A 23,393-nucleotide genomic window follows, 5' to 3' on the forward strand; every position below is an offset into this window, starting at 1 on the left:
TTGGGCGCATGTCTGAGACCCCCGCCGAGAACGCACCCGAGCCCACCGAAGAGGACATCTTCGAGCAGAAGGCCGTGCGTCTCGCCAAGCGCGAGCGGCTGATCGCCGAGCGCGCGTCGGCCGCCGGCGGCGCCTACCCGGTGTCGGTCCCGGTGACCCACACGATCCCCGCCCTGCGCGCGCAGTACGGCGACCTCGAGGCCGGCGCCGAGACGGGCGAGCAGGCGGCCGTCGCGGGCCGCATCGTCTTCAGCCGCAACACCGGCAAGCTCTGCTTCGCGAGCCTGCAGTCCGGCGACGGATCGCGGATCCAGGCGATGATCTCGCTGGCGAACGTCGGGGACGAGTCGCTGCAGCGCTGGAAGGACCTCGTCGACCTGGGTGACCACGTCGCCGTCTCGGGCGAGATCATCTCGAGCCGCCGCGGCGAGCTGTCGATCATGGTGTCGGCCTGGGAGATCGCGGCCAAGGCGCTCCTGCCGCTGCCCAACCTGCACACCGAGCTCAACGAGGAGAGCCGCGTTCGCAGCCGCTTCCTCGACCTGATCGTGCGCGATACCGCTCGCACCACGGTCAAGGCGCGCGCCACGGTGAACGCCAGCCTGCGCAGCACGTTCGCGTCGCACGAGTTCACCGAGGTCGAGACCCCGATGCTGCAGGTGCAGCCGGGTGGGGCGTCGGCTCGTCCGTTCGTCACGCACTCGAACGCGTTCGACACCGAGCTCTACATGCGCATCGCCCCGGAGCTCTACCTGAAGCGCGCGGTCGTCGGCGGCATCGATCGGGTGTTCGAGATCAACCGCAACTTCCGCAACGAGGGAGCGGACTCGACGCACAGCCCCGAGTTCGCGATGCTCGAGGCCTACCAGGCGTACAGCGACTACAACGGCATCGCCGACCTCACGCAGGAGCTGATCCAGAACGCCGCGATCGCCGTCGCGGGATCGACGACGGTCACGTGGGCCGACGGCACCGAGTTCGACCTCGGCGGCCAGTGGGATCGCGTCTCGATGTACCCCTCCCTGTCGGAGGCCGCGGGCGTGCAGGTCACTCCCGACACCACGGTCGACGAGCTGCTGAAGCTCGCCGGCGACAACGGCGTCGAGATCCCGAAGCACGTCACGCACGGAAAGCTCGTGGAGGAGCTCTGGGAGCACTTCGTCAAGCAGCACCTCACGCGCCCGACCTTCGTCATGGACTTCCCGGTCGACACCAGCCCCCTCGTGCGCGAGCACCGCTCGATCGCCGGCGTGGTCGAGAAGTGGGACCTGTACGTGCGCGGTTTCGAGCTGGCCACCGGCTACTCGGAGCTCGTCGACCCCGTCATCCAGCGCGAGCGCTTCGTCGAGCAGGCCAAGCTCGCCGACCGCGGTGACGACGAGGCCATGCGCATCGACGAGGAGTTCCTGCGCGCGCTCGAGCACGGCATGCCGCCGACCGGCGGCATGGGCATGGGCATCGACCGCCTGCTGATGGCGATCACGGGCCTCGGCATCCGCGAGACGATCCTCTTCCCGCTCGTCAAGTGACGGCACGCTGACCCCTGCGCTCACGGGGTCACGCGGCGCTGGAGCGGTCGTAGACCCAGGCGGGCAGGTGGTGGTTCGCGATCATCGTCGCCACGATGCCTGCGAGACCGTGGTCGGGATCGACCTCGCGGGCGAGGCCCACGTAGTGCGCCGCGTGGGTCGAGTTCCCCAGCGCCCACGAGAGCCACGCCGCGGCGACCAGCGGGCCGGCGCGCCGAGCCCGGGGCGCGGCCGACGCGGCGCGCTTGGCGAGGGCGAGGGCGGTGCGCAGGCGCGCGGGATCCGGACGGCGCCCCTCGCCCGCCAGGCGCAGGGCGCCCTCGTGCGGTCGTCGCTCTCCCCGTGACCACGCCAGCTGCCAGGCCCAGATCGCCCGGCCCTCCGCGAGGTCACCGGCCCATTGCGTCAGGGCCATGTCGCGGCTCAGGGGGAGGTCGAGCAGCTGGATCAGCTGGGCGAGGTCCTCCGCGTCGAGGAGCTCCGGGTCGTCGAGCACAAAGCTCTCGATCATCTCGGGGAACACCGGCGACGTGGGGGCGAGCCGGTTCTCGCGCAGCCACTGCCCCACCCGCTCGCGCTCGACCAGATCGGACGGCGGCAGCTCGGCGCCCGCGTGCTGGTCGGCCAGAGGCTCTCCGCTCCCGGGCCACGCGACGCGCTCGGCGGCGATGTCGTCGAGGGGCCGGGCGGCGTAGGGCGCGTCGGGCTCGATGTACGACCCCCAGCCGTCCGAGGCCACGCACAGCGCGTCGACCAGGCCGTACTCGGCCGCGTCGATGCACCGCAGGAGCGCGTCGACGAAACCGGCCCGGGCGATCCGGCCCTCGGGACCGCGGAAGGCGTCTTCGGTGTAGACGACGACGGCCACCCGATCGGCGAGCGGCAGACGGGCGAACGAGCCGAGGACGGCCGCGGCGAGCTCGGAGCACTCGTCGGGGGACAGGCCCTCCGGCGGAAGGTCGATGCGCATGCCGCCTTGGCTGCGCGAGCCCCCGAACGGCACGAGCACAACGCTGTCCCGCGGGCGGCAGCCCACGAGGTGCGGCACCATCGAGAGGAAGTCGGCGGCTCCGGCGGCGCGGACGATGTGCGGGGCGATGGGGTGCGTGGTGGTCATGAACCGAGCCTGGGAGCCGAGCACTCGGCCGCACGAGGCGTGTGGGGCGAGGGGCCGCGTGGCGCGCCCCTGTGAGCGAGTCAGCGCGGAGCTTGTGCACAGCCCCACGGCGTAGGATCGCCGTGTGGACGAGTACTGGGTGGCAGTGGTGTGGTCGCTCCTGCCGACCGTGGTGATCCTGGCGATCTTCTGGTGGATCCTGCGCGGCATCCTGCGCTTCGATCGCACCGAGCGCCGCGCGTACTCGCGCATCGAGGCGGAGGAGCGCGCCAAGCGCGGTCTGCCCGCCCACCCCGCCGAGTAAGGCCCATCCGGGCACGCGCCCGTCGGTGTCCGTGGGCACCGCTACGCTGGTGCCGACAGCGAAGGGGGCCGGATGCAGCTGTTCATCGACCCGTCCTGGTCGCTCGCGATCGTCACGATCGTCGACATGGCGATCCGTGTGCTGGCCGTCATCATCGTGCCGCGCAACCGCCGCCCCACGGCGGGCATGGCCTGGCTCCTCGCGATCTTCTTCCTGCCGGTGCCGGGACTGCTGCTGTTCCTGCTGATCGGCAACCCTCGCCTGCCTCGCCATCGCCGCGTGCGCCAGCGCGAGATCAACCAGTACATCCGCGACGCGCGCTCGCACCTCGAGCGCGGCAGCCTGCGCCCGAACGAGCCGGCCTGGTTCACCTCGCTCGTCCGCATGAACCGCGAGCTCGGCGCCATGCCGCTCACGGGCGACAACGGCGCGCAGCTGTTCACGCAGTACGCCGACAGCCTCGCCGAGATGGCCGCGTCCATCCGCGCCGCCCGCGAGTACGTGCATCTCGAGATGTACATCCTGAAGTCCGATCCGGCCACCGACGACCTGTTCCGCGCGATGGAGGAGGTGCGCGAGCGCGACATCCCCGTCCGCGTGATCCTGGATCACTGGGCGAACCTGTCGAAGCCGTTCCACCGTCGCACGCTGCGACGGCTCGATGCGATGGGCGCCGACTGGCACTTCGCGCTGCCGATCCAGCCGCTCAAGGGGCGCTGGCAGCGGCCGGATCTGCGCAACCACCGCAAGATCCTCGTGGTCGACGGCGACGTGGCGTTCCTCGGATCGCAGAACGTCACCGACGCCAGCTACAACGTGAAGAGGAACATCCGCCGCGGCCTGCAGTGGGTCGACGTCATGGTCAAGCTCGACGGCCCGATCGTCTCGAGCGTGAACGCGGTGTTCCTCTCCGACTGGGTCAGCGAGGCGCATGAGGTGCCCGAGGGCATCGACCTCAAGGAGATGGAAGCGGGATCCGGCGACCTCGATTGCCAGGTGGTGCCGTCGGGCCCCGGCTTCGAGGTCGAGAACAACCTGCGGCTCTTCCTCGGGCTGCTGTACGCGGCGCAGAAGCAGATCATCATGGTCAGCCCCTACTTCGTGCCCGACGAGGCCCTGCTGCTCGCCGTCACCGCGGCCACCAAGCGCGGCGTCCAGGTCGAGCTGTTCGTCTCGGAGGAGAGCGACCAGGCCGTCGTCTTCCACGCGCAGCGCAGCTACTACGAGGCGCTGCTGCGGGCAGGGGTGCGCATCTGGCTGTACCCGAAGCCGTACATCCTGCACACGAAGGGCCTCACGGTCGACGACGAGGTCGCCGTCATCGGCTCGAGCAACATGGACATGCGTTCGTTCGGCCTGAACATGGAGATCTCGCTGCTGGTGCGCGGTGACGAGTTCGTCCAGCAGATGCGCCGCCTCGAGGGTGACTACCGGCAGATGAGCCGCGAGCTCACCCTCGAGGAGTGGAAGCGCCAGCCGCTGCGCTCCACCATCCTCGACAACCTCGCCCGCCTGACGAGCTCGCTGCAGTAACGCGGCGCGCGCCGGCGGTCGGGGCCTGGGCGGCCCTCGTCAGCGGGGCAGCTCCAGGTGGTCCCGGGGGAGGCTGACCAGCAGCGCCCCCGGCTCGACGCGCACGGACATGCGCGTCGCCTCGCCGAACTCGTCGCCGTCCAGCTGCACGGGCTGGGGGATCGGAGTGGCGGCCTCGGCGGCGATGCCGCGCAGGTACAGCACCGACGTGGAGCGCCCGCGGCGCTCGAGCACGGCGCGGCCGGCGCGCGAGCGGCGCAGCACCGAGTTGTCCCACCAGACCCTGCGCCACACGCCCAGCCAGCCGAACGGCCCCGTGGCCTGCACGAGCGCCACATCCAGCTCGCCGTCGACGATCGAGCCGTCCGGGATCAGCGAGATGCCGCCGGGCAGCTCGCCGCAGTTGGCGAAGAGGATCGACTGCACCTTCGCCGAGCGCAGCTTGGACGACGTCGGGAGCGGCTGCGTGCGGGTGTCGCCCGACACCCGGCGGTTCTTCACGATCTCGTAGACGACGCGGAAGGGCTGCGCTCCCGCGAGCGAGCGGGCGGCGCCGTCGACGTAGGCCATCCAGCCGATGTTCTTCTTCAGCTCGGGGCTCGTGTTGGCGATCATCGCGGCGTCCAGGCCCATCCCGGCCATGACCACGAACGCATGCTCCTCGATGTGGCCGTCGACCCGGCGGATCGTGGCGACGCAGATGTCGACCGGCATGTGCTCCTCGCCGAACGTCGCCGCGATCACCCGATCCTGGTCGTCCAGCGGCAGAAGCAGATTGCGGGCGAGCAGGTTGCCGGTGCCGCTCGGCACGATGGTGAGCGGCACGCCCGTGCCGCGGATCGCCTCGGACACCGCGCGCACGGTGCCGTCCCCGCCGGCCACGAGCAGGGCATCGATCCCCTCGGCCAGCGCATCGCGGGTGAGCTGCTGACCCGGATCCTCGATCGTCGTCTCGAGCAGCAGAGGCGGCTGCCAGCCGGCCTCGGACGAGTGCCGCTCGACCAGTGCGCACAGTGTCGGCCCATCCACCTTGATCGGGTTGAAGATGAGCGCGGCGCGCGGGGTCTCTTCAGCAGCGTGCGTCATGGCGCCAGCCTATGGCCCGGGGCTCGCGCTCGGACCTACGATGACCGGATGAGCGATGGGACGGCGGACGAGGGATTCCTCACGGGGCCGGAAGAGCCCGCAGGCGTGACGATGTTCGGGCCGGACTTCCCGTTCCCGTTCGACGACTGGATCGCCCACCCCGCGGGGCTCGGATCGATCCCACCCGAGGCGCACGGCAGCGAGGTCGCGATCATCGGGGCGGGCCTTGCCGGGATGGTGGCGGCGTACGAGCTGATGAGCCTCGGGCTGAAGCCGGTGATCTACGAGCCCACGCGGATCGGCGGGCGCCTGCGCACGCACCGGTTCGAGGGCGGCGACGGCGCCGTGGCCGAGCTCGGCGGCATGCGGTTCCCGTCGTCGGGGCGCGCGTTCTTCCACTACGTCCGGCGGCTCGGGCTGACCGACCGCCCGTTCCCGAACCCGCTGACCGAGGCGGCCGGATCCACCGTGATCGACCTGTGGGGACAGACGCACTACGGGCGCACGCTCGATGACCTGCCGCCGTTCTTCCGCGAGGTGTCGGACGCGTGGGACGCCGCCCTCGAGGAGATCGGCTTCGGCGCCCTGCAGGACGCGATCGCCCGCCGCGACCCGGTCGCGTTGAAGGAGCGCTGGGACGAGCTGGTGCGGGTGTGGGACGACCGCACCTTCTACGACTTCGTGGCCTCGTCGGAGGCGTTCTCGAAGCTTTCTTTCCGACACCGGGAGGCGTTCGGCCAGGTCGGCTTCGGCACCGGCGGCTGGGACTCGGACTTCCCGAACTCGATGCTGGAGATCCTGCGGGTCGCGGTGCTCGAGTGCGACACCGACCAGCGTCTCATCGAGGGCGGCGTCGAGCAGCTGCCGCGTGGCATGTGGGACCTGCCCGTGCGATCCGGGTCCCCGTGGCCAGAGGGCACCACGCTCGCGTCGCTGCACGGCGGGGCGACCCTGCCCGCCGCGTCGGCGATCCGCCGCTCCCCGTCGGGCAGCTTCGAGGTCACCGATCGGTGGGGCACGATGCGCACTCACGATGCCGTCGTGGCCACCTGCCAGAGCTGGCTGCTGACGACCGAGATCGACTGCGACGAGAGCCTGTTCTCGCAGGATCTGTGGATGGCGCTCGATCGCACGCGCTACATGCAGTCGACGAAGACCTTCGTGATGGTCGACCGGCCCTTCTGGAAGGACGAGGATCCGGTCACCGGCCGCGACGTGATGAGCATGACGCTGACCGATCGCCTCACGCGCGGCACCTACCTCTTCGACAACGGCCCGGGGAAGCCGGCGGTCATCTGCCTGTCGTACTCGTGGATGTCGGATTCGCTGAAGATGCTGCCGCACGGCGTCGACCGGCGGGTCGAGCTCGCGCTGGGCGCGCTGTCCAAGATCTACCCGGGAACGGACATCCGCTCGCACATCGTGGGCGACCCGGTGACCGTGACCTGGGAGGACGACCCGTACTTCCTCGGGGCGTTCAAGGGCGCGCTTCCCGGCCACTACCGCTACAACCACCGCATGTACACGCACTTCATGCAGGAGTCGTTCCCCTCGGATCATCGGGGGCTCTTCCTCGCCGGCGACGACGTGTCGTTCACCCCCGCCTGGGCCGAGGGTGCGGTGCAGACGGCGCTGAACGCGGTGTGGGGAGTCATGCGCCACTTCGGCGGGGCCTCCCCGGACGAGAACCCGGGCCCGGGGGACCTGTTCGACTCGCTCGCGCCCGTGGCGCTGCCGGAGTGAGCGTGCGCGCGCGGGGCCTGCGGGTGGCGGTCTGGCAGTGCGGCTCGCTGCCCGGCGACATCGCGGGGAACCTCGCGCGCCTGGCCACGGCCGCCGAACGGGTGGACGCCGACGTGCTCGTCACGCCCGAGATGTTCCTCACCGGCTACGACGTCGGGGCGGTGCCCGGGCTCGACCCGGCGGGGCCCGAGTTCGCCGCGGTCGCCGAGGTGACCCGCCGCACCGGCGTGGCCATCGCCTACGGCTATCCCGAGGCGCTGCCCGGCGGCGGCATCGCGAACGCCGCGCAGCTTGTCGACGGCGGGACGTCCGTGGGGCGGTACCGCAAGGCGCACCTGTTCGGCGACCTCGACGCGACCCGCTTCGCACCCGGATCCGACTTCCCGGTCTTCGAGCTGCGGGGGCGCACGGTGGGGATGCTGATCTGCTTCGACGTCGAGCACCCCGAGGCGGTGCGCGCGCTCGCCACGGCCGGCGCCGAGGTCGTGCTCGTGCCCACCGCGAACATGGCCGAGTACCCCACCGTGTCGACGGCGCTCGTCCCCGCGCATGCGCGGGAGGCCGGGGTGGCCATCGCCTATGCGAACTACAGCGGCACGGAGGGCGCGCTCGACTACGCGGGCCTCAGCACGATCGTCGGGCCGGACGGATCCGCCCTCGTGCTCGCCGCGGCGGACGGCGAGGCCCTGCTGGCCGCCGAGGTCTGATCGGTCTCAGCCGGCCCACTCCTCGGCGAGCAGGCCGTAGTTCATGCCGTCCATCCACACGCCCGAGCGGTGCAGGCCGGTCTTGCGGCTGAACTCCTCGCGGCGCATGCCGAGGCGCTCCATCACCCGCCATGACGGCTCGTTCGCGGCGAAGCAGCCCGCGTGCACCCGGCGCAGCCCGAGCTGCTCGAAGCACACGCCGATCACGCCGCGCACCGCCTCGGTCGCGAAGCCGCGGCCCTGGTGAGCGGGATCGAGCACCCACCCGAGCTCGGCCTGCGTGCCCGCGCCGTCCTCGGCGACCTCGGCCTGCGCCCAGCCGTCCTCGATCCGCAGCATGATGTCGCCGATGGCGGCGCCCTCGTGCTCGGCGATGAGGGTCACGGCCAGGCGGGCGGGATCAACGAACTGCGCGCGGAAGATGGGGAAGTCGCGCGGGGCCCGGGTGATCCACTCGCCCACCTCGGGCAGTCGTCGCCAGCGCCAGACCGTCTCGGCGTCGTCCTCGGTCGCCCGGCGGATCGTGAGCCGTTCGGTCAGCACGGGCCAGACGACGGCGTCGAGGGGGTCCATGCGGTCGAGCCTAGAAGGACGGACACCCGCGGAGGTAGAGCGCGTCGCCGCCCTGCGCGGCCTCGCCGACGCACCGGCCGCGCAGGGCCCGGTCAAACCGCACTGTCAGGCCCCCGCCCTAGACTGGCCGGGTGATCGATCCCGTGCTGCTCCGCGACAACCCCGACCTCGTGACCCGCTCGCAGGTGGCCCGCGGGCACTCGCCAGAGACCGTCACGGCGGCGCTCGAGGCCGAGAAGACCCGCCGCGCCGCGATCACGGCGTTCGAGGAGAAGCGCGCCGAGCAGAACGCGTTCGGCAAGCTCGTCGCGAAGGCGCCCAAGGAGGAGAAGGCCACTCTCGTCGCGCAGGCCAAGGATCTCGCCGGCGCCGTCAAGGACGCGCAGCAGGCGGTCACCGCCGCCGAGGAGGCCTTCACGGCCGCCATGTCGAAGATCGAGAACGTCGTCATCGACGGCGTCCCCGAGGGCGGCGAGGACGACTTCGTTGTGCTGCGCGAGGTCGGCGAGCAGCGCGTCTTCGACGCCGCCGAGTTCCCGGACGGCCCCCTCGACCACCTCGCCCTCGGCGAGAAGCTCGACGCCATCGACATGGAGCGCGGGGCCAAGGTCTCCGGCGCCCGGTTCTACTTCCTCAAGGGCGTCGGCGCGCGGCTCGAGATCGCGCTGATGAACTACGCCCTCAGCAAGGCGCTCGAGAACGGCTTCACGCCGCTCATCACGCCGACCCTGGTCCGCCCGGACATCATGCAGGGCACCGGATTCCTCGGCTCGCACGCCGACGAGATCTACCGCCTCGAGGCCGATGACCTCTACCTCGTCGGCACCAGCGAGGTCGCGCTCGCCGGGTACCACAAGGACGAGATCATCGACCTGCAGAAGGGCCCGCTGAAGTACGCCGGCTGGTCGACCTGCTACCGCCGCGAGGCGGGGTCGTACGGCAAGGACACCCGCGGCATCATCCGCGTGCACCAGTTCAACAAGCTCGAGATGTTCGTCTACGCGACCCCCGAGACGGCCGAGGCCGAGCACCAGAGGCTCGTCGCCCTCGAGGAGGAGATGCTGCAGTCGCTGGGCCTCGCCTATCGCGTCATCGACGTGGCCGCCGGCGACCTCGGCTCGAGCGCCGCGCGCAAGTACGACACCGAGGCGTGGGTCCCCACGCAGGGCGCGTACCGCGAGCTCACCTCGACGTCGAACTGCACCACGTACCAGGCCCGTCGCCTGGACATCCGCCACCGCCCGGTCAAGGACGCCGAGACCGGCGGCGCGAAGACCGAGCACGTGGCGACCCTGAACGGCACGCTGGCCACGACCCGCTGGATCGTCGCGATCCTCGAGACGCACCAGCGCCCGGACGGATCGGTGGTGGTGCCCGAGGTGCTGCGACCGTTTATGGGCGGCCTCGAGATCCTCGAGCCGGTGGCCTGACCGTGGTGGCCCCCGCCGCGGAACCCGGCACCAAGCTCATCGCGCTCGACCTCGACGGCACCTGCCTGTTCGAGGACGAGTCGTTCAGCCCCGGTCTCGACGAGGCCGTGCGCCGCGCCGTCGACGCCGGCCACATCGTGACGATCGCGACCGGCCGCAGCTGGGAGTCGACCTCCTACATCCTGCACCGCCTGGCGATCCTGCCCGAGTACGTCGTCACCTCGAACGGCGCGGCCATCATGAACCGCGACTACACGCAGGAGACGGGCTACGCGCGCCACACGGTCGAGGTCTTCGACCCGACCGAGGTGCTCGACATGCTGCACGAGCACCTGCCCGACGCCAACTACATGGTCGAGCTCGCCGACGGCTCGCGCCTCTACACGCACTACGTCGACGACTGGGGCCTGTGGCGCGACAACTCGCGTCAGGTCGAGTTCGAGGAGATGAAGGGCCACAACGTCGCCCGCGTCGTCGTCGTCTCGCCCGACCACAACCACGACGACGGCCAGCGCAGCGACACCGACTTCGTCGCGCTCGTCGAGGAGATCGGCCTGCAGCACGTCTCGTACGCGGTCGGCTGGAGCGCCTGGCTCGACATCGCGCCGCAGGGCGTCGACAAGGGCACTGCGCTCGAGCAGGTGCGGACGTGGCTCGGCATCGCGCGGCAGGACGTTGTGGTGGTCGGCGACGGCCGCAACGACATCGGGATGTTCGACTGGGCGAGGAAGTCCGGCGGTCGCGCGTTCGTGATGGCCAACTCGCCGAAGGAGGTCGAGGCCGCGGCCACCGACCACGTCGGCTCGGTCGCCGAGGGCGGCGTCGCCCAGGCCATCGACATCGTTCTAGGCGCGAAGCGCAGGAACCGGCGCTGAGCCGAGGCGCCGTCCCGGCCCCCGCGGGGCGCGAACTGCTCCGCCGCGGGGCCCGGGAGCCCCGCCGGCAGGGCGTTCTGCGCAGTCGTGAGCGATGCGATTGACGCGCCTGCGCAGTCATCCGATACTCCAGGCATGAGCACAACTCTGACTATCCTCCCCGCCCACGAGGCGTTCGACATCGGCGACGAACGGGTCGACCAGCACGAGAAGGTCGTGTACTGCCGCGACGACGCGAGCGGTCTGCGGGCGATCATCGCCATCCACGACACGACCCTGGGGCCCGGCTTCGGCGGCACCCGGTTCAAGGCGTACGACACCGAGCGCGACGCGCTGCACGACGTGCTGCGGCTCTCGCGCGGCATGACCTCCAAGAACGCGCTCGCCGGCCTGCCCTTCGGCGGCGGCAAGGCCGTGATCATCGGCGATCCGGCCACCCAGAAGACCCCCGAGATCCTGCGCGCCTACGGGCGCTTCGTCGAGGCCCTCGGCGGCCTCTACGTCAGCGCCGCCGACTACGGCACGAACTCGGACGACCTCGACATCGTGGGCGAGGAGACCTCGCACCTGACCGGCCGGACCCCCGCCGCGGGAGGCTCCGGCGACAGCGGCCCGCACACCGCGCTCGGCGTCTTCGTCGCCATGCGCGCCGCCGCCGAGACTCTGTGGCCCGAGGGTCTGAAGGGGCGCACGGTGGGCGTCGAGGGCGCCGGCAAGGTCGGCGGCTCGCTCGCACGCCTGCTGGTGGACGAGGGAGCGGACGTCATCGTCGCCGATCCGGTGGAGGCCGCGCGCCGGCGCGTCTCGGAGGCGACGGGGGGAGCGGTGCGGACGACGTCCTCGCTCGACGAGGAGCACGTCGACGTCTACGCCCCCTGCGCGCTCGGGGCCACGGTCACCGTCGAGCGGGCACGGGCGCTCGGGGCGCGCCTCGTCTGCGGCGGTGCCAACAACCAGCTGCCCACCCAGGATGAGGACGCGGCGCTGCATGCGGCGGGCATCCTGTGGGTGCCGGACTACGTCGCCAACGCCGGCGGAGTGATCCACCTCGCCGACTTCGAGCGCCTGGGGCGCACCTCCGACGAGGTCGCCGCGCACGTGGGCCGCATCGCCGACACCACCCGCGAGATCCTGACCCACTCGGCCGAGGCCGGAATGCCGACGGGGGCCGCCGCGGACGAGCTCGTCGCCGCGCGCCTGGCGGCCGGCCGTGGCTGACCTCGCCGGCGAGATCACGGTCGGCGCGTATCTGGCCGCACGCCTGACGCAGCTGGGCTGCCGCCACCTGTTCGGCCTGCCGGGCGACTTCAACATGAACCTGCTCGACGAGATGCTCACCCATAACGACCTGGAGTGGCAGGGCGGCGCGAACGAGCTCGACGCCGCCTACGCCGCCGACGGCTACGCGCGGGTGGGCCGCACCGTCGGCGCGGTCATCACCACCTACGGCGTGGGCGAGCTGTCGGCCGTGAACGGCGTGGCCGGCTCCTTCGCCGAGGACGTGCCCGTTGTGCAGATCACGGGGCTGCCGAGCACCGACGCGATCCGCTCGGGTGCGCGCCTGCACCACACCCTGCTCGACGGCGACTACCTGCACTTCGCGCGGATGTACCGTGAGGTCACGGTGGCGCAGGCGGTGCTCGACCGTACCGATCCGACGGCCGAGATCGACCGGGTGCTGTCGGCCATGCTGGCGGCGTCGAAGCCGGTGTACCTGGGTGTGCCGCTCGACATCGCGAAGGCGCCGGTGCCGGCCGACCGCCTGCGCACGGCGCTCGTGACGCCCGCGAGCGACCCCGAGGCGGTGGCCGCGTTCACCGACGCGCTGCGCGACCGCCTGCCGCGCATGGACCGCCTGACCGTTCTCGCCGGCCCCGGTGTGCACCGTCGCGGGCTGGAGGCGGGCGTCGCGCGCCTGGCCGACGTCCCCGGCATCCGGATCGCGTCGCAGGTGGGCTCCAAGGCCATCCTCGACGAGACCCACCCCGCGAGCCTCGGCACATACCTCGGCGACCGCACCCTGCATCCCGGATCGCAGGCGGTGGTCGACGACGCGGGCGTGCTGGTGATGGTGGGCACGGTCTACAGCGACTTCAGCACCGGGTTCTTCAGTCACCGCTACCAGCCGGGGCACGCGATCGAGATCGCGCTCGACCACGCGCGGATCGGCCCGGCGCTGTACCCCGGGGTGCGGCTGGACGACGGGCTGGCCGCGCTCGGCGAGGTCGTCGCGGGGCTGACCTTCGCGCCGCAGGAGGACGTGCCCGCCACCGAGCCGCCGGTCGCGCACCGCGCCGACGACGAGCCGCTCGACCACACCACGATGTGGGCGCTGATGCAGGAGTGGCTGCCGGCCAGCACCACCCTGGTGGCCGAGATGGGGACGGCGTTCTTCGGCGCGCTCGATGTCACCCTGCCCGACCACAGCGACCTCCTCGGCCAGCCCGTGTGGTCGTCGATCGGCTACACCCTGCCCGCCGCGTGGGGCGCCGCGCTCGCGCGGCCCGAGCGCCGACCGGTGCTCATGATCGGGGACGGATCGGCGCAGCTCACGATCGCCGAGCTGGGGCGCCTTCTCACCCATCCGAGCGCGCCGGTCGTCCTTCTCATCGACAACGACGGCTACACGGTCGAGCGCAAGATCCAGAGCCCCGAGGCGGTCTACCAGGACATCCCGGCGTGGGACTGGAACGCCCTGCCCGCGGCCCTCGGGGCGTCGGACGCCGTGGTGCACGACGTCGCGACGCCGGGTGCGCTGCGCGACGCGCTCGCCGCGGCGACGGATCCGTCGGCGGCGCACTTCCTGCGGGTGCGGCTGCACCGGGACGACGCCCCGCGTCTGCTGCTGGAGCTCGCCGAGGGCATCGCGAAGGTCAACGCCACGACGTAGGCCCTCCGCTCTCGGCTGACGTCGTGCGACGGCCGGGCGAAACGCCCGATGCTCCTGCAGGTACTGTCGATCGCATGAGCGATGACCTGCTTGCCTGGGCCGACTCGGCGCTCCCGGAGATCCTCGACGACATCGAGCACCTGATCCGGTGCGAGTCGCCGTCGCACGACCACGCGGCCATCGCCCGATCGGCGGACCTCATCGCGGCGATCGGCGAGCGGCGCATCGGGTTCGCCCCGGAGCGCATCGTCATCGACGGCGTGACGCACCTGCGCTGGCGCGTCGGGTCGCCCGAGCCCGAGGTGCCCCGTGTGGTGCTGCTGTGCCACCACGACACGGTCTGGCCGGTGGGGTCGCTCGAGACGCGTCCGTTCTCGATCCAGGACGGCGTGCTGCGCGGCCCGGGCAGCTTCGACATGCTGCCGGGGCTCGTCATGGCACTGCACGCCGCGGGCACCTTCGCCGACGGCCGCGGTGGGCAGCTCTCAAACGCGGCGATCACGCTGCTGGTCACGGGCGACGAGGAGGTCGGATCGCTCACCTCCCGCGCCCTGATCGAGCAGGAGGCGCGCGGCTGCGTCGCGGCCCTGGTGCTCGAGGCCGCGGGCGATGACGTCACCGGCCGCCCGGGGGCCCTCAAGATCGGGCGCAAGGGCACGTCGATGTACCGCGTCGACATCACCGGCCGGGCGGCGCACGCCGGCACCGAGCCCGAGAAGGGCCTCAACTCGCTGGTCGAGCTCGCCCATCAGGTGATGGCGGTGCTCGAGTTCGCCGACACCTCGGTGGGCACAACCGTGGTGCCCTCGGTCGCGCGCAGCGGCACGACCACCAACACCGTGCCGGCGCACGCCTGGTTCGACGTGGACGTGCGCGCGCTGTCCATCGCCGAGCAGGAGCGCGTCGACGACGCGATCCGCGGGCTGACCTCGCACACCGGCGCGACGCTCACGGTCAGCGGCGGCATCAACCGCCCGCCCCTGGAGACCTCGGCGGCGCAGGGCGTGTGGGTGCGCGCCCGCGCCGTGGGCGAGCAGCTCGGGCTCGAGCTGCCCGAGGCGATCGTGGTCGGCGGGGCCTCGGACGGCAACTTCACCGCGGGCATCGGGGTCCCCACCCTCGACGGCCTCGGCGCCGTGGGCGGGGGCGCCCATGCGGATCACGAGCACGCCTACGTCGACGAGATCGCCCCGCGCACGGCGCTTCTCGTCGCGCTGATCCGCGACCTGCTCGACGCCTGACCGGGGCGGCGGGGCCCGCCGCGCACCCCTCGCGAGGGGGCCGAACTGCCGCCGAGATCCGTCCACAGGCGGTATTCCGCGCCTGTGCAGGACGCCCACAGTCCGATCCGGCAAGATGGAGAGAACGCCGGTCGATCGTCCGGCCCGATCTGCCGATGCCCCATTCCCCCCGAAAGGCCCGGATGAGCGACACGACGACCCGACGCGGACGCCGCACCATCGCCCGCCATGGGCGCCTACGCGCGCGCAACCCCTTCGCGTGGATCCTGCGGGTCGTCGGGATCGCGCTCGCCTGCGTTCTCGTCGCCGGTCTCGGCACCGCCGCGTACGCGACCTGGGATCTCTCGCGCACCTTCGGCGCGGACGCCCAGGCGCTCGAGGGGCAGGAGTCCGAGGCGCCCGACATCGGGTCGCTGGTCGCGACCAAGGGCGTCGATCTGCTGCTCACCGGCATCGATGTGTGCGAGTGGGACTCGCACGAGAAGTTCGGCGACCGCTGCCCGAAGAACGAGAGCGCCTACGGCGAGGACGGGCGTCAGCTCGACGCGGGCCTCAACGACGTGAACCTGCTGGTGCACATCTCGCCCGAGCCGCGCAAGGTCACGGTCACCGCGTTCCCGCGCGACCTGATGATCCCGACCCCCGAGTGCACGAACCAGAAGACGGGCACCGTGTCGTCGGCGACCGAGCGCGACCAGCTCAACAACGCCTACGCCAAGGGCGAGCTCGCCTGCGTGGCGAAGACGATCGACACCCTCACGACGCCGTACGACGCGGACCTCGCCATCGACTACGCCGCGACCGTCACGTGGAACGGCGTGATCGAGATCACCAACGCGATCGGCGGCGTCGACGTCTGCGTCGCCGAGACGATCGACGACGTCGAGGCCGGCATGCTCCACCTCGAGGGCGGTCAGACGCACACGCTGGTCGGCGAGCAGGCGCTCGCGTTCCTGCGCTCGCGCCACGGCGTCGGCGACGGCGGCGACCTCGGCCGCATCAGCAACCAGCAGATCTACATGTCGTCGCTGGTGCGCAAGCTCACCTCCGAGGGCGTCCTGACCAACCCCGGCACGCTGCTGTCGCTCGCGCGCACCGCGCTGTCGAACGTCGACCCCAGCGCCAGCCTGGCCAACCCTGTCACCCTCGTCCAGATCGCCATGGCGGCCAAGGAGGTGCCGCTCGAGAACTTCGTGTTCCTGCAGTACCCCGCGGTGACGGATCCATACGACGAGAACCGCGTCGCGCCGAACTACGACGAGGCCGCGAAGCTCTTCCAGATGATCGCCGCGAACGACGAGATCGCACCCACCGGCACCTACCTGCAGGAGACCGAGGCGCCGGCCGTGCCGAGCGACGAGCCGGTCGACCCGAACGCCACCGCCGGCCCGACCGACACCGCGGCGCCCGTCGAGACGCCCGAGGTCGTCGGCCGCAACGCCACCGACGAGTCCTGCGCCTCGGGTCGATAGACTTTCCGGAGCAGGCGGGGCGACCCGCCTGGGGAGGGTTGTCCGAGCGGCCGATGGACCTGGTCTTGAAAACCAGTGGGCAGCGATGTCCCGTGGGTTCGAATCCCACACCCTCCGCAGTGCAGTGACGCGCGAGCGAGCGCGAACCGGTCCAGCGACCGGATCCGGCACGCTCGGCCGGCGCGGTTTTCGCGCAGGCCGCCTGTCGGGTTAGGATGGAACAACGCGCCCGCGAGGGCGTGAGGATCCCTCGGGATCTGGAGACGTCGCATAGTCAGGCCTAGTGCACCACCCTGCTAAGGTGGAGTCCTCGCAAGGGGACCGAGGGTTCAAATCCCTCCGTCTCCGCCACGAGTTTCGGCCCTCGATCCCTTCAAAACACTGGGATCGGGGGCCATAGCTTTCTCCTCGAAGCGCGGTTTGCGGGTTTGCGTAAGGAATGCGTAAAACTCGCGCGAGTTCGCGTTCACCTCGAGCGGCACCCGGGTCCTCAGGGTGCTCAGATCTCGCTTCGCAGGCGCTTGACACCCGCTTGCGTTGCCGCGCGGTCGAGCGCGGCAGACACGGCGTCCAGATCATCGTCAAAGAGATCCGAGTAGACGTCGAGCGTCATTGCCGCGGACGTGTGCCCCAGCATCCGCTGAATAGTCTTCACGTTCGCGCCGGACTGCACAGCCAGAGACGCCGCCGTGTGGCGCAGGTCGTGCACTGTCATCGGCTGCAGTTCCGCCCTGGCCAGCGCAGTCTTGAACCAGGACTTCGATCCATCGCTGGCGCGGGTCCGGCGCATGTAGCCTCCATCGGGCGCGGAGAACACGAGGGCATCGCGAGAGCGGCCCGCGGTGGCAACGAGCAACTCCTCAACGAGGAACGCCGGAACAGGGACGAGGCGGGCCTTGTGTGACTTTGTCGTGCCGAGATGGATCTCGCCGTGAACCTCGACGGCGTTCGCGTAGATGTGGAGACGTCCCTTTACCGGGTCGATGTCCTTCACTCGCAGGGCAGCCGCCTCGCCCCAACGGATACCGGTGTACGCAAGCATCAGCACCAGCAGTGCTCGCTCCCCGGAGTGCCGGGCGAGTCGCAGGACCTCCTCGTGAGTGAGATAGCCGTGTCGACCACGCGTCTTCTTCGGTAGACCGATCTTGCCCCTCCGGGCGGGGTTCGACGGAATCCGCCCGTCGTAGACGGCGTCATCGAGGATGCTGGCGAGCACACCGAACGTCCGAATGGTGACCGTTGCGCCGACCTCGGCTGAGAGCTTCGCGACCCACGCGCGCACGTCGGTGTGCCGGATGTCGCCGACCTCCCATCTTCCCCAGGTTGGTTCAACGCGAAGGCGCCAAGCAGTGTTGACCGGAGCGAACGACGACGGCTTCATCGAAGCTCGTTTCGCATCGAGCCAGACTGGTCCCAGCGATCCGATGGTGAACTTCGCAGCTTGAGGGTCGACGTACGCGCCCTTCGCGCGGGATGACTCGATCTCGGCAAGCCAGAGCTCGGCATCCCGCTTGCGCACGAAGCCTCGTTTGCCGCCGTGTGATCCGTCGGGCTTCTTGTAGCGAACCTCGTATCGCTTGCCCTTTGCGGTCGTGTAGGGCTGGACGCTACCCACCGGCCGGTCGACCGGCGTTGTAGTTCATGCCCGCGAGCCGCCCCGCAGCGGTTCGGCACGGGGAACAGAATGCGGTGGTGCTCGACCGCACGCCGCGGACGCAGGCGTCGGGCCTCTACAACCTTTGGCTCCGGGACGGGGGATGGGTGCGGCTTGGTGCCGTCGTCGACGAACAGGCCTCGACGGTGACTCGCGTTGTGATCGGCGTGACGCCGGATACCGAACTTCGTCCGGGTGTACGGGCGTCGTGGAGCGGGATCTACTACCGCGACCCGGCGGACGCTGGCCTCGATGCTCTGGATGTCGTCGTGGAGACGCCGGTGGGCCCGGCCCCCGCATGGCTCATCCACCCCTCCGACCGCCCGAGCGATCAGTGGGCGATTCACATCCAGGGGATGGGAAGCTCGCGGGCCGGCACGTTGCGCGGCGTCCTCGTGGCCGCGGATGCTGGGCTGACCTCATTGGTCGTCTCGTACCGCAACGACGGTGAAGGGCCCCGCGTAGGCTCCGGCCGGTCAACGCTCGGCGCGGCGGAAACAGACGACATCCGGGCTGCTGCCAGATATGCGGTCGCCCACGGCGCTCGTCGTATCGTGCTGTTTGGATGGTCGATGGGCGCCGCGATCGCGCTCGAACTCGCAACGGACGCGGAGTTCGACGGCGTCATTGACAGGCTCGTCCTCGACTCGCCGGTCCTCGACTGGGCGGCGACGATCGACGCGAACTGTGCTCGTGCGGGACTTCCATCGTGGTTCGGCGCGTTCGGACGGCCTTGGCTACAAACTCGAGTCCTTGCCCGGCTCGTCGGGTTGGAGGCTGCCGTGCCTCTGCGGCGCTTCAACTCGACTGTCCGGGCCGACGCGCTGTCCATCCGGACACTCATCCTCCATGGGGCTCAGGACTCGTCGGCTCCGCACTCCGTCTCAGCTCGCCTCGCGCGACTCCGACCAGACGTCGTCCAGCTCGAGTCGTTTTCCTCGGATCACACACTGAACTGGAACTCCGACCCGGTCCGCTGGCGGCTTATCGCCGCGAGGTGGGCGATCGATGACGTCGGCAGCGGTGGCTAGGAGGACAAGGGTCGTCGCCCGAACGCGTCGCTCAACGGCCCCCAGGAGCTGGTCGATCCCGATACCGAGCAGGCGCGCGGTGATGCTGCCCTGCGCGACCCAGTCGGCGCCGCCGAGATCGGCCTGCATGAGCGGCAGTGACGGCGTATAGACGTCGACCGAGAGCGGGGCGAGCGAAGTGAGCATGGTGAGGACGGCGAGCACCCGGGGGACGGCGACAGGTTTCTCGATCCGGCTCCTTGTGGCCGTCAGGTCGCCACGGCGTGGGCGAGGACGGCAACAAGGTCGGCGTGCACGAGGGCGCCGCCGTCGAGTTGCGCGGCGATCACCTGTCGCGCGGGCCTGCTGCCGGCATCGGGGAACATCGTGAGCCATTCGCGATTGAGGGCGTCGCGATCCCGGTAGTCCGCGAGGTGGAACGTCAACTTCGCGATGTCGTCGGTGGTCCCGCCCGCGGCGGACATCAGCGCCCGCACGTGGGCGAACACGTTCGCGCACTGCGCGTCGATCGCCCCGGGGAGCTCTCCGGTGCGCGGATCCCGTCCGGTGAGCGCTCCGGAGAACAGGAGCGAGCCGACCAGGCTCGCGGCGGGGATCGGGTTGGCGTGCGCGAACCCGGGGATGTGGATGCTCGTGCGGCGCGGCATGGGATCAGACCTCGTCGACGACGCGGTTCTCGATCGCGCCGAGCTCGTCGATCTCGGCCCGCACCACGTCGCCCGGCCGGAGCCAGTTCCGCGTGGGCGCGGCGATGCCCGCAGGCGTGCCGGTGGCGAGGATGTCGCCGGGCTCCAGCGTCATCACCTGCGTGAGGTACGCAATCTGCTCGTAGATGTCGTAGATCATGTCGTCGGTGCGCCAGTTCTGCCGCACCTCTCCGTTCACGCTCAGGCACATGCCCAGATCGAGCGGATCCGCGATCTCGTCGTCCGTCGTGAGCCAGGGCCCGATCGGACCGTGCGTGTCGAAGGACTTGCCGAGCGTGAAGGTGGGGGAGCGCTTCTGCAGCCAGTCTCGCACCGACACGTCGTTGACCACGAGATAGCCGGCGATGACCGAGCGCGCGTCCTCCGCCCTGACGTGGCGGCATCGCGTGCCGATGACCACGCCGAGCTCGATCTCGTAGTCCAGCTCCTCGCTGACTCGCGGGCGTTCGATCGCATCGAACGGACCGGCGATGCACGAGACCTGCTTGTTGAACCACAGCTGGCTGGTCGGCGTCGGGATGCCGGCCTGACGCGCCTCCTCGGCGTGCTCCTTGTAGTTCATGCCGATCCCGAGGAACTTCTGCGGATCATCGATCGGCGCCAGCAGCGTGACGGCAGCCAGGGAGTGCTCGTCGCCCTCGGCGGCGAGAAGCGCCGGAGTGAGCTCCTCGAGCCGGGGCAGCAGCGCCCGCAGGGATGCGCCGGCGACGTCGGTGACATCCGTGATGCGCTCCCCGTCCACGCGGCCGAGGCGTTCGGGGCCCGTGCCGATGCGGTAGCGAGCGAGTCTCATGCTTCTTCTCCCTGATCGTTCGCGGCCCGCGTCTCGGACGGGAGGGAGGGCCACGCCTGCTCCCCATAGGGGGTCATCTGAAAGCTGACGAACCGCCACGCCCCGTCCGCCCTGCGGCGCAGGACCTGCGTGGCGACGCCCGCGAGGGTCCGCTCGCCGCCCTCGGCGGTCCGCAGGCGGTTCGTGATCGGTCCCGTCAGCACGGCGACGTCGCCGAACATCCGGATGTTCAGCTCGCCACGGGCGACCTGAAGGTACGCGTGCCGTGTGGCGGTGTGCTCGAGCAGCTGCGCCTTCGTGTGGGTCACGCCGGGTGCATGGATGTGCACCAGGCTGTCATCCATCAGCGCGTCGAGCGCGTCGAGATCGAGGTCGACCAGGGCGCGCTGCCGCCGCAGCTCGGCGTCGCGGAGCTGCGCTTCCACCTGGGCGGAGGGATGGGTTTCGCTCACGTCGTCTCTCCGTGTCGTCGTCTCAGCGTGCCTCCGCCGGAGCGGCCTCGTTCCAGGTGCGGAACCCCGTGGCCTCTCCCGCGTCGTGACCGGGTCGCGGTGCACCGACCAGCGCGTGGTAGCGGCTGAAGATGCCGTCGGCCTCGGCGAGCGGAAGCACGTCCTCGATGTCGTCGAACGGCTTGCCGTCTGTGCGGTCGGCGACGATGCGGCGGATCACCTCGTACCCCTCGCCGCGCATGTTATCGGCGATGCGGTTCACCATCTCCCGGCGCGCGCCGTCGTACGCGGCGAACGCCGCGCGAGGGTCGGCGAGCTCGACCAGCTTCTCGGTGAGCACACGTGCGTCGAGCATCGCCTGCGTGATGCCGTTGCCCCCGCGCGGGTACATCGCGTGCGCGGCGTCGCCGAGCAGCACCACCCGGTCGTCGACCCACGTGTCGAGCGGGAAGTGGCGGATGAGCGGGAACAGATAGACCTCGCGCGCATCGCGGATGAGCTGCTGCACGTCGAGGAACGGCAGCTTGAGCGTGTCGAAGGCGGGGATGATCTGCTCGGGATCCGCCACCTGGTTCCAGTCCTCGATCGTCTCCTCGCCGTTGGTCTCCACGACCCAGTTGATCAGGTCGAGACCGGTGCCCTCGAAGTTCTCCGCGATCGGGTAGACGATCATCGAGGAGATGCGAGGGTCGCCGAGGTGCAGGATCGTGTGACCGCCGCGGAACGGCTCCCGCAGCGTCGTGCCGCGCCACATCGTGATGCCCGAGAACTCCGGCTCGGCCTGGTTCGGGTGCATCTGCCGTCGCACGGCCGACTTGATCCCGTCGGCGGCGATGACCGCTTCATGCCGCACCTGGGAGGTCGTCCCGTCGCGGTGCTCGATGTCGAGCGTGACACCTTCCTCGTCCTGGGTGTAGCCGACTGCCTTCGCGCCCAGGACGACGGAGCCGGCGCCGAGCCGCTCGAGCACGGTCCGGTAGAAGAGCATCTGGAGGACGCCGCGGTGCACGAAGCGCTGCTCGTGCAGGTAGCCCATGTGCACGCCGCACTTCTCGGCGTAGATCTCCTGCCCGAAGTGGTTGTAGAAGATCGAGTCCTCGGCGTCCACCGAGATGGCTCGGAACTCCTCGAGCAGGCCGAGCTCGTCGATCTCCTTCGTGCCGACCGTCTTGATGTCCACGCCCACACCGAGCGGCTTCAGCTCCGGCACGGACTCGTAGATGGTGGGGCGGAAGCCGGCCTGATGCAGGCGCAACGCGGTGAGCAGGCCGCCCGGGCCGGCACCGATGATGGCGATGTCCGTCATGTGATCCTCATTCGTCTTCTCTGACTGCTGGTGGGAGCTGGGGGTCTCACTCGTCGAGCACCTCGGCGAGGAACCTCTGGGTGGACGCCCACGCACGAGCGGCCGCGCGCGGGTCGTAGGCGACGCCGGGCGTCGGCAGGTCATCCGACTTCGGATTCGTGAAGCCGTGCTGGACGCCGCCGTACAGGTCGAGCTCCCAGTCGATGCCCGCCGCGGTGAGCCCGGCCTTGATCGGCTGCCAGTGCCGGGGAGCCGCCATGGGATCGTCCGCGCCGGTGCAGAGGAGCACCCGCGCCGTCGCCGTCGGTGCCGACCAGTCCTGGGCGACCAGATCGAGGCCTCCGTGGATGCTGGCGATCCCGCGACTGATGCCGCCGGTGCGGACGTACTCGATCACCGACGCGCCGCCGAAGCAGTAGCCGACGCTCGCGATCCGCTCGGCCGCGACCTCGGGCTGAGACGCGGCGGCGACATGGGCGGCGCCGATGCGGCCCAGCCAATCCTCGCGATCCGCTGCCATCGACCCGATGAGACGGCCGATGTCATCGCCCGACGCCGGCTCGCGACGGTCGCCCCAGACATCGGCGGCGAACACCGCGTAGCCCAGATCCGCGTAGCGACGCGCGAGGGACTTCAGAGCGCTGCCGAGGCCGAAGGCGTCATGCACGAGCACCACAACGGGAGCGCCCGCGGCGCCGGCCGGCGCCACGAACCACCCGAGCATCCGGGTGTCGCCGTGCGCGTACGCGACGTCGCGCTCGATCACGTCGGTCATGCGCTGCCCTTTCTCGTCCTCCCACTCGTCGGTCGCGCTCATGGAGGAGAACCGCTCACCGTCGAGACGATGAAATCGTATGAAAGATCGCGTGTGATTACAACCTCGCCGATATGAAATGTCGGCGCATCGGCAGCGCGTCCCCGCGATTTTTCCGGCGGAGAGGGACCTTCCG

General features: G+C 70.5%; 21 protein-coding genes and 2 tRNA genes. 14 read left to right on the forward strand and 9 right to left on the reverse strand.

The window, feature by feature from the left end; genetic code table 11:
- The first annotated feature begins 8 nt into the window (after positions 1–8).
- The gene (gene lysS, locus ACOKGD_RS02235; RefSeq protein ID WP_342337080.1) at positions 9–1,529 is read left to right on the forward strand and encodes a lysine--tRNA ligase; all 1,521 of its coding nucleotides are present in this window, start codon (positions 9–11) and stop codon (positions 1,527–1,529) included.
- Between the two features lie 28 nt (positions 1,530–1,557).
- Here lysS and ACOKGD_RS02240 read toward each other — a convergent pair whose 3' ends face one another.
- On the reverse strand, positions 1,558–2,646 hold the full coding sequence (locus ACOKGD_RS02240; RefSeq protein ID WP_342337078.1) for a DUF4192 family protein: 1,089 nt from the start codon (positions 2,644–2,646) through the stop codon (positions 1,558–1,560).
- 124 nt (positions 2,647–2,770) lie between these two features.
- Between ACOKGD_RS02240 and ACOKGD_RS02245 the strand changes: the two genes are divergently transcribed.
- Both ACOKGD_RS02245 and cls read left to right on the forward strand, forming a co-directional pair.
- Positions 2,771–2,950 carry a hypothetical protein gene (locus ACOKGD_RS02245; protein ID WP_342337076.1) on the forward strand — a complete coding sequence of 60 codons (180 nt, stop codon included), beginning with the start codon at positions 2,771–2,773 and terminating at the stop codon, positions 2,948–2,950.
- Positions 2,951–3,022: 72 nt separating this feature from the next.
- Positions 3,023–4,483 carry a cardiolipin synthase gene (gene cls, locus ACOKGD_RS02250; protein WP_342337074.1) on the forward strand — a complete coding sequence of 487 codons (1,461 nt, stop codon included), beginning with the start codon at positions 3,023–3,025 and terminating at the stop codon, positions 4,481–4,483.
- 39 nt (positions 4,484–4,522) lie between these two features.
- On the opposite strand, the gene ACOKGD_RS02255 is transcribed toward cls, so the two are convergent.
- Positions 4,523–5,569, reverse strand: coding sequence for a diacylglycerol/lipid kinase family protein (locus tag ACOKGD_RS02255; protein ID WP_342337073.1), 1,047 nt, complete (start codon positions 5,567–5,569; stop codon positions 4,523–4,525).
- 48 nt (positions 5,570–5,617) lie between these two features.
- On the opposite strand from ACOKGD_RS02255, the gene ACOKGD_RS02260 reads away from it, so the two are divergent.
- On the forward strand, positions 5,618–7,312 hold the full coding sequence (locus tag ACOKGD_RS02260) for a flavin monoamine oxidase family protein (protein ID WP_342337072.1): 1,695 nt from the start codon (positions 5,618–5,620) through the stop codon (positions 7,310–7,312).
- Positions 7,309–8,019, forward strand: a complete 711-nt coding sequence (locus ACOKGD_RS02265) for a nitrilase-related carbon-nitrogen hydrolase (protein WP_342337071.1) — start codon at positions 7,309–7,311, stop codon at positions 8,017–8,019. Before ACOKGD_RS02260 ends, ACOKGD_RS02265 begins: the two co-directional genes overlap by 4 nt.
- Before the next feature lie 6 nt (positions 8,020–8,025).
- Here the strand turns inward: ACOKGD_RS02265 and ACOKGD_RS02270 are convergent, their stop codons facing one another.
- Positions 8,026–8,592, reverse strand: coding sequence for a GNAT family N-acetyltransferase (locus tag ACOKGD_RS02270; protein ID WP_342337070.1), 567 nt, complete (start codon positions 8,590–8,592; stop codon positions 8,026–8,028).
- 131 nt (positions 8,593–8,723) lie between these two features.
- On the opposite strand from ACOKGD_RS02270, the gene serS reads away from it, so the two are divergent.
- The 8 genes from serS to ACOKGD_RS02310 all read left to right on the forward strand — a co-directional run bounded on the left by serS (position 8,724) and on the right by ACOKGD_RS02310 (position 16,851).
- Positions 8,724–10,022, forward strand: a complete 1,299-nt coding sequence (serS, locus tag ACOKGD_RS02275) for a serine--tRNA ligase (protein WP_342337069.1) — start codon at positions 8,724–8,726, stop codon at positions 10,020–10,022.
- A 5-nt stretch (positions 10,023–10,027) separates the two neighbouring features.
- The gene (locus ACOKGD_RS02280; protein ID WP_342337068.1) at positions 10,028–10,897 is read left to right on the forward strand and encodes an HAD family hydrolase; all 870 of its coding nucleotides are present in this window, start codon (positions 10,028–10,030) and stop codon (positions 10,895–10,897) included.
- Positions 10,898–11,032: 135 nt separating this feature from the next.
- Entirely contained in the window at positions 11,033–12,115 is a 1,083-nt protein-coding gene (locus tag ACOKGD_RS02285) for a Glu/Leu/Phe/Val family dehydrogenase (protein WP_342337066.1), read from the forward strand.
- Positions 12,108–13,787 carry an alpha-keto acid decarboxylase family protein gene (locus tag ACOKGD_RS02290; protein ID WP_342337064.1) on the forward strand — a complete coding sequence of 560 codons (1,680 nt, stop codon included), beginning with the start codon at positions 12,108–12,110 and terminating at the stop codon, positions 13,785–13,787. Before ACOKGD_RS02285 ends, ACOKGD_RS02290 begins: the two co-directional genes overlap by 8 nt.
- A 74-nt stretch (positions 13,788–13,861) precedes the next feature.
- Positions 13,862–15,028 carry a M20 family metallopeptidase gene (locus ACOKGD_RS02295; RefSeq protein ID WP_342337062.1) on the forward strand — a complete coding sequence of 389 codons (1,167 nt, stop codon included), beginning with the start codon at positions 13,862–13,864 and terminating at the stop codon, positions 15,026–15,028.
- A gap of 182 nt (positions 15,029–15,210) precedes the next feature.
- A complete protein-coding gene (locus ACOKGD_RS02300; RefSeq protein ID WP_342337060.1) occupies positions 15,211–16,500 on the forward strand; it encodes an LCP family protein in 1,290 nt (429 codons plus the stop codon).
- Positions 16,501–16,532: 32 nt separating this feature from the next.
- A tRNA-Ser gene (locus ACOKGD_RS02305) sits at positions 16,533–16,617 on the forward strand.
- A 142-nt stretch (positions 16,618–16,759) separates the two neighbouring features.
- A tRNA-Ser gene (locus tag ACOKGD_RS02310) sits at positions 16,760–16,851 on the forward strand.
- Between the two features lie 148 nt (positions 16,852–16,999).
- Here the strand turns inward: ACOKGD_RS02310 and ACOKGD_RS02315 are convergent.
- A complete protein-coding gene (locus tag ACOKGD_RS02315; protein WP_342337058.1) occupies positions 17,000–18,115 on the reverse strand; it encodes a tyrosine-type recombinase/integrase in 1,116 nt (371 codons plus the stop codon).
- Between the two features lie 77 nt (positions 18,116–18,192).
- Between ACOKGD_RS02315 and ACOKGD_RS02320 the strand changes: the two genes are divergently transcribed.
- Positions 18,193–19,185 (forward strand): alpha/beta hydrolase family protein, encoded by a 993-nt coding sequence (locus tag ACOKGD_RS02320; RefSeq protein WP_342337057.1) that lies wholly within the window; start codon positions 18,193–18,195, stop codon positions 19,183–19,185.
- Between the two features lie 248 nt (positions 19,186–19,433).
- Here ACOKGD_RS02320 and ACOKGD_RS02325 read toward each other — a convergent pair whose 3' ends face one another.
- The 5 genes from ACOKGD_RS02325 to ACOKGD_RS02345 are packed head-to-tail and all read right to left on the reverse strand — an operon-like array spanning position 19,434 to position 23,260.
- The gene (locus ACOKGD_RS02325; RefSeq protein WP_342337055.1) at positions 19,434–19,832 is read right to left on the reverse strand and encodes a RidA family protein; all 399 of its coding nucleotides are present in this window, start codon (positions 19,830–19,832) and stop codon (positions 19,434–19,436) included.
- 4 nt (positions 19,833–19,836) lie between these two features.
- Positions 19,837–20,685: a fumarylacetoacetate hydrolase family protein gene (locus tag ACOKGD_RS02330; RefSeq protein ID WP_342337053.1), complete on the reverse strand. Its 849-nt coding sequence runs from the start codon at positions 20,683–20,685 to the stop codon at positions 19,837–19,839.
- A complete protein-coding gene (locus tag ACOKGD_RS02335) occupies positions 20,682–21,137 on the reverse strand; it encodes a YybH family protein (RefSeq protein ID WP_342337052.1) in 456 nt (151 codons plus the stop codon). The genes ACOKGD_RS02330 and ACOKGD_RS02335 overlap by 4 nt, the downstream gene beginning before the upstream one ends.
- A gap of 22 nt (positions 21,138–21,159) precedes the next feature.
- Positions 21,160–22,443 carry an FAD-dependent monooxygenase gene (locus ACOKGD_RS02340; RefSeq protein ID WP_342337051.1) on the reverse strand — a complete coding sequence of 428 codons (1,284 nt, stop codon included), beginning with the start codon at positions 22,441–22,443 and terminating at the stop codon, positions 21,160–21,162.
- A gap of 46 nt (positions 22,444–22,489) precedes the next feature.
- The gene (locus tag ACOKGD_RS02345; protein WP_342337049.1) at positions 22,490–23,260 is read right to left on the reverse strand and encodes a dienelactone hydrolase family protein; all 771 of its coding nucleotides are present in this window, start codon (positions 23,258–23,260) and stop codon (positions 22,490–22,492) included.
- Positions 23,261–23,393: the final 133 nt, after the last annotated feature.

The sequence above is a fragment of the Microbacterium phosphatis genome, assembly GCF_049177115.1.
Lineage (GTDB): Bacteria > Actinomycetota > Actinomycetes > Actinomycetales > Microbacteriaceae > Microbacterium > Microbacterium phosphatis.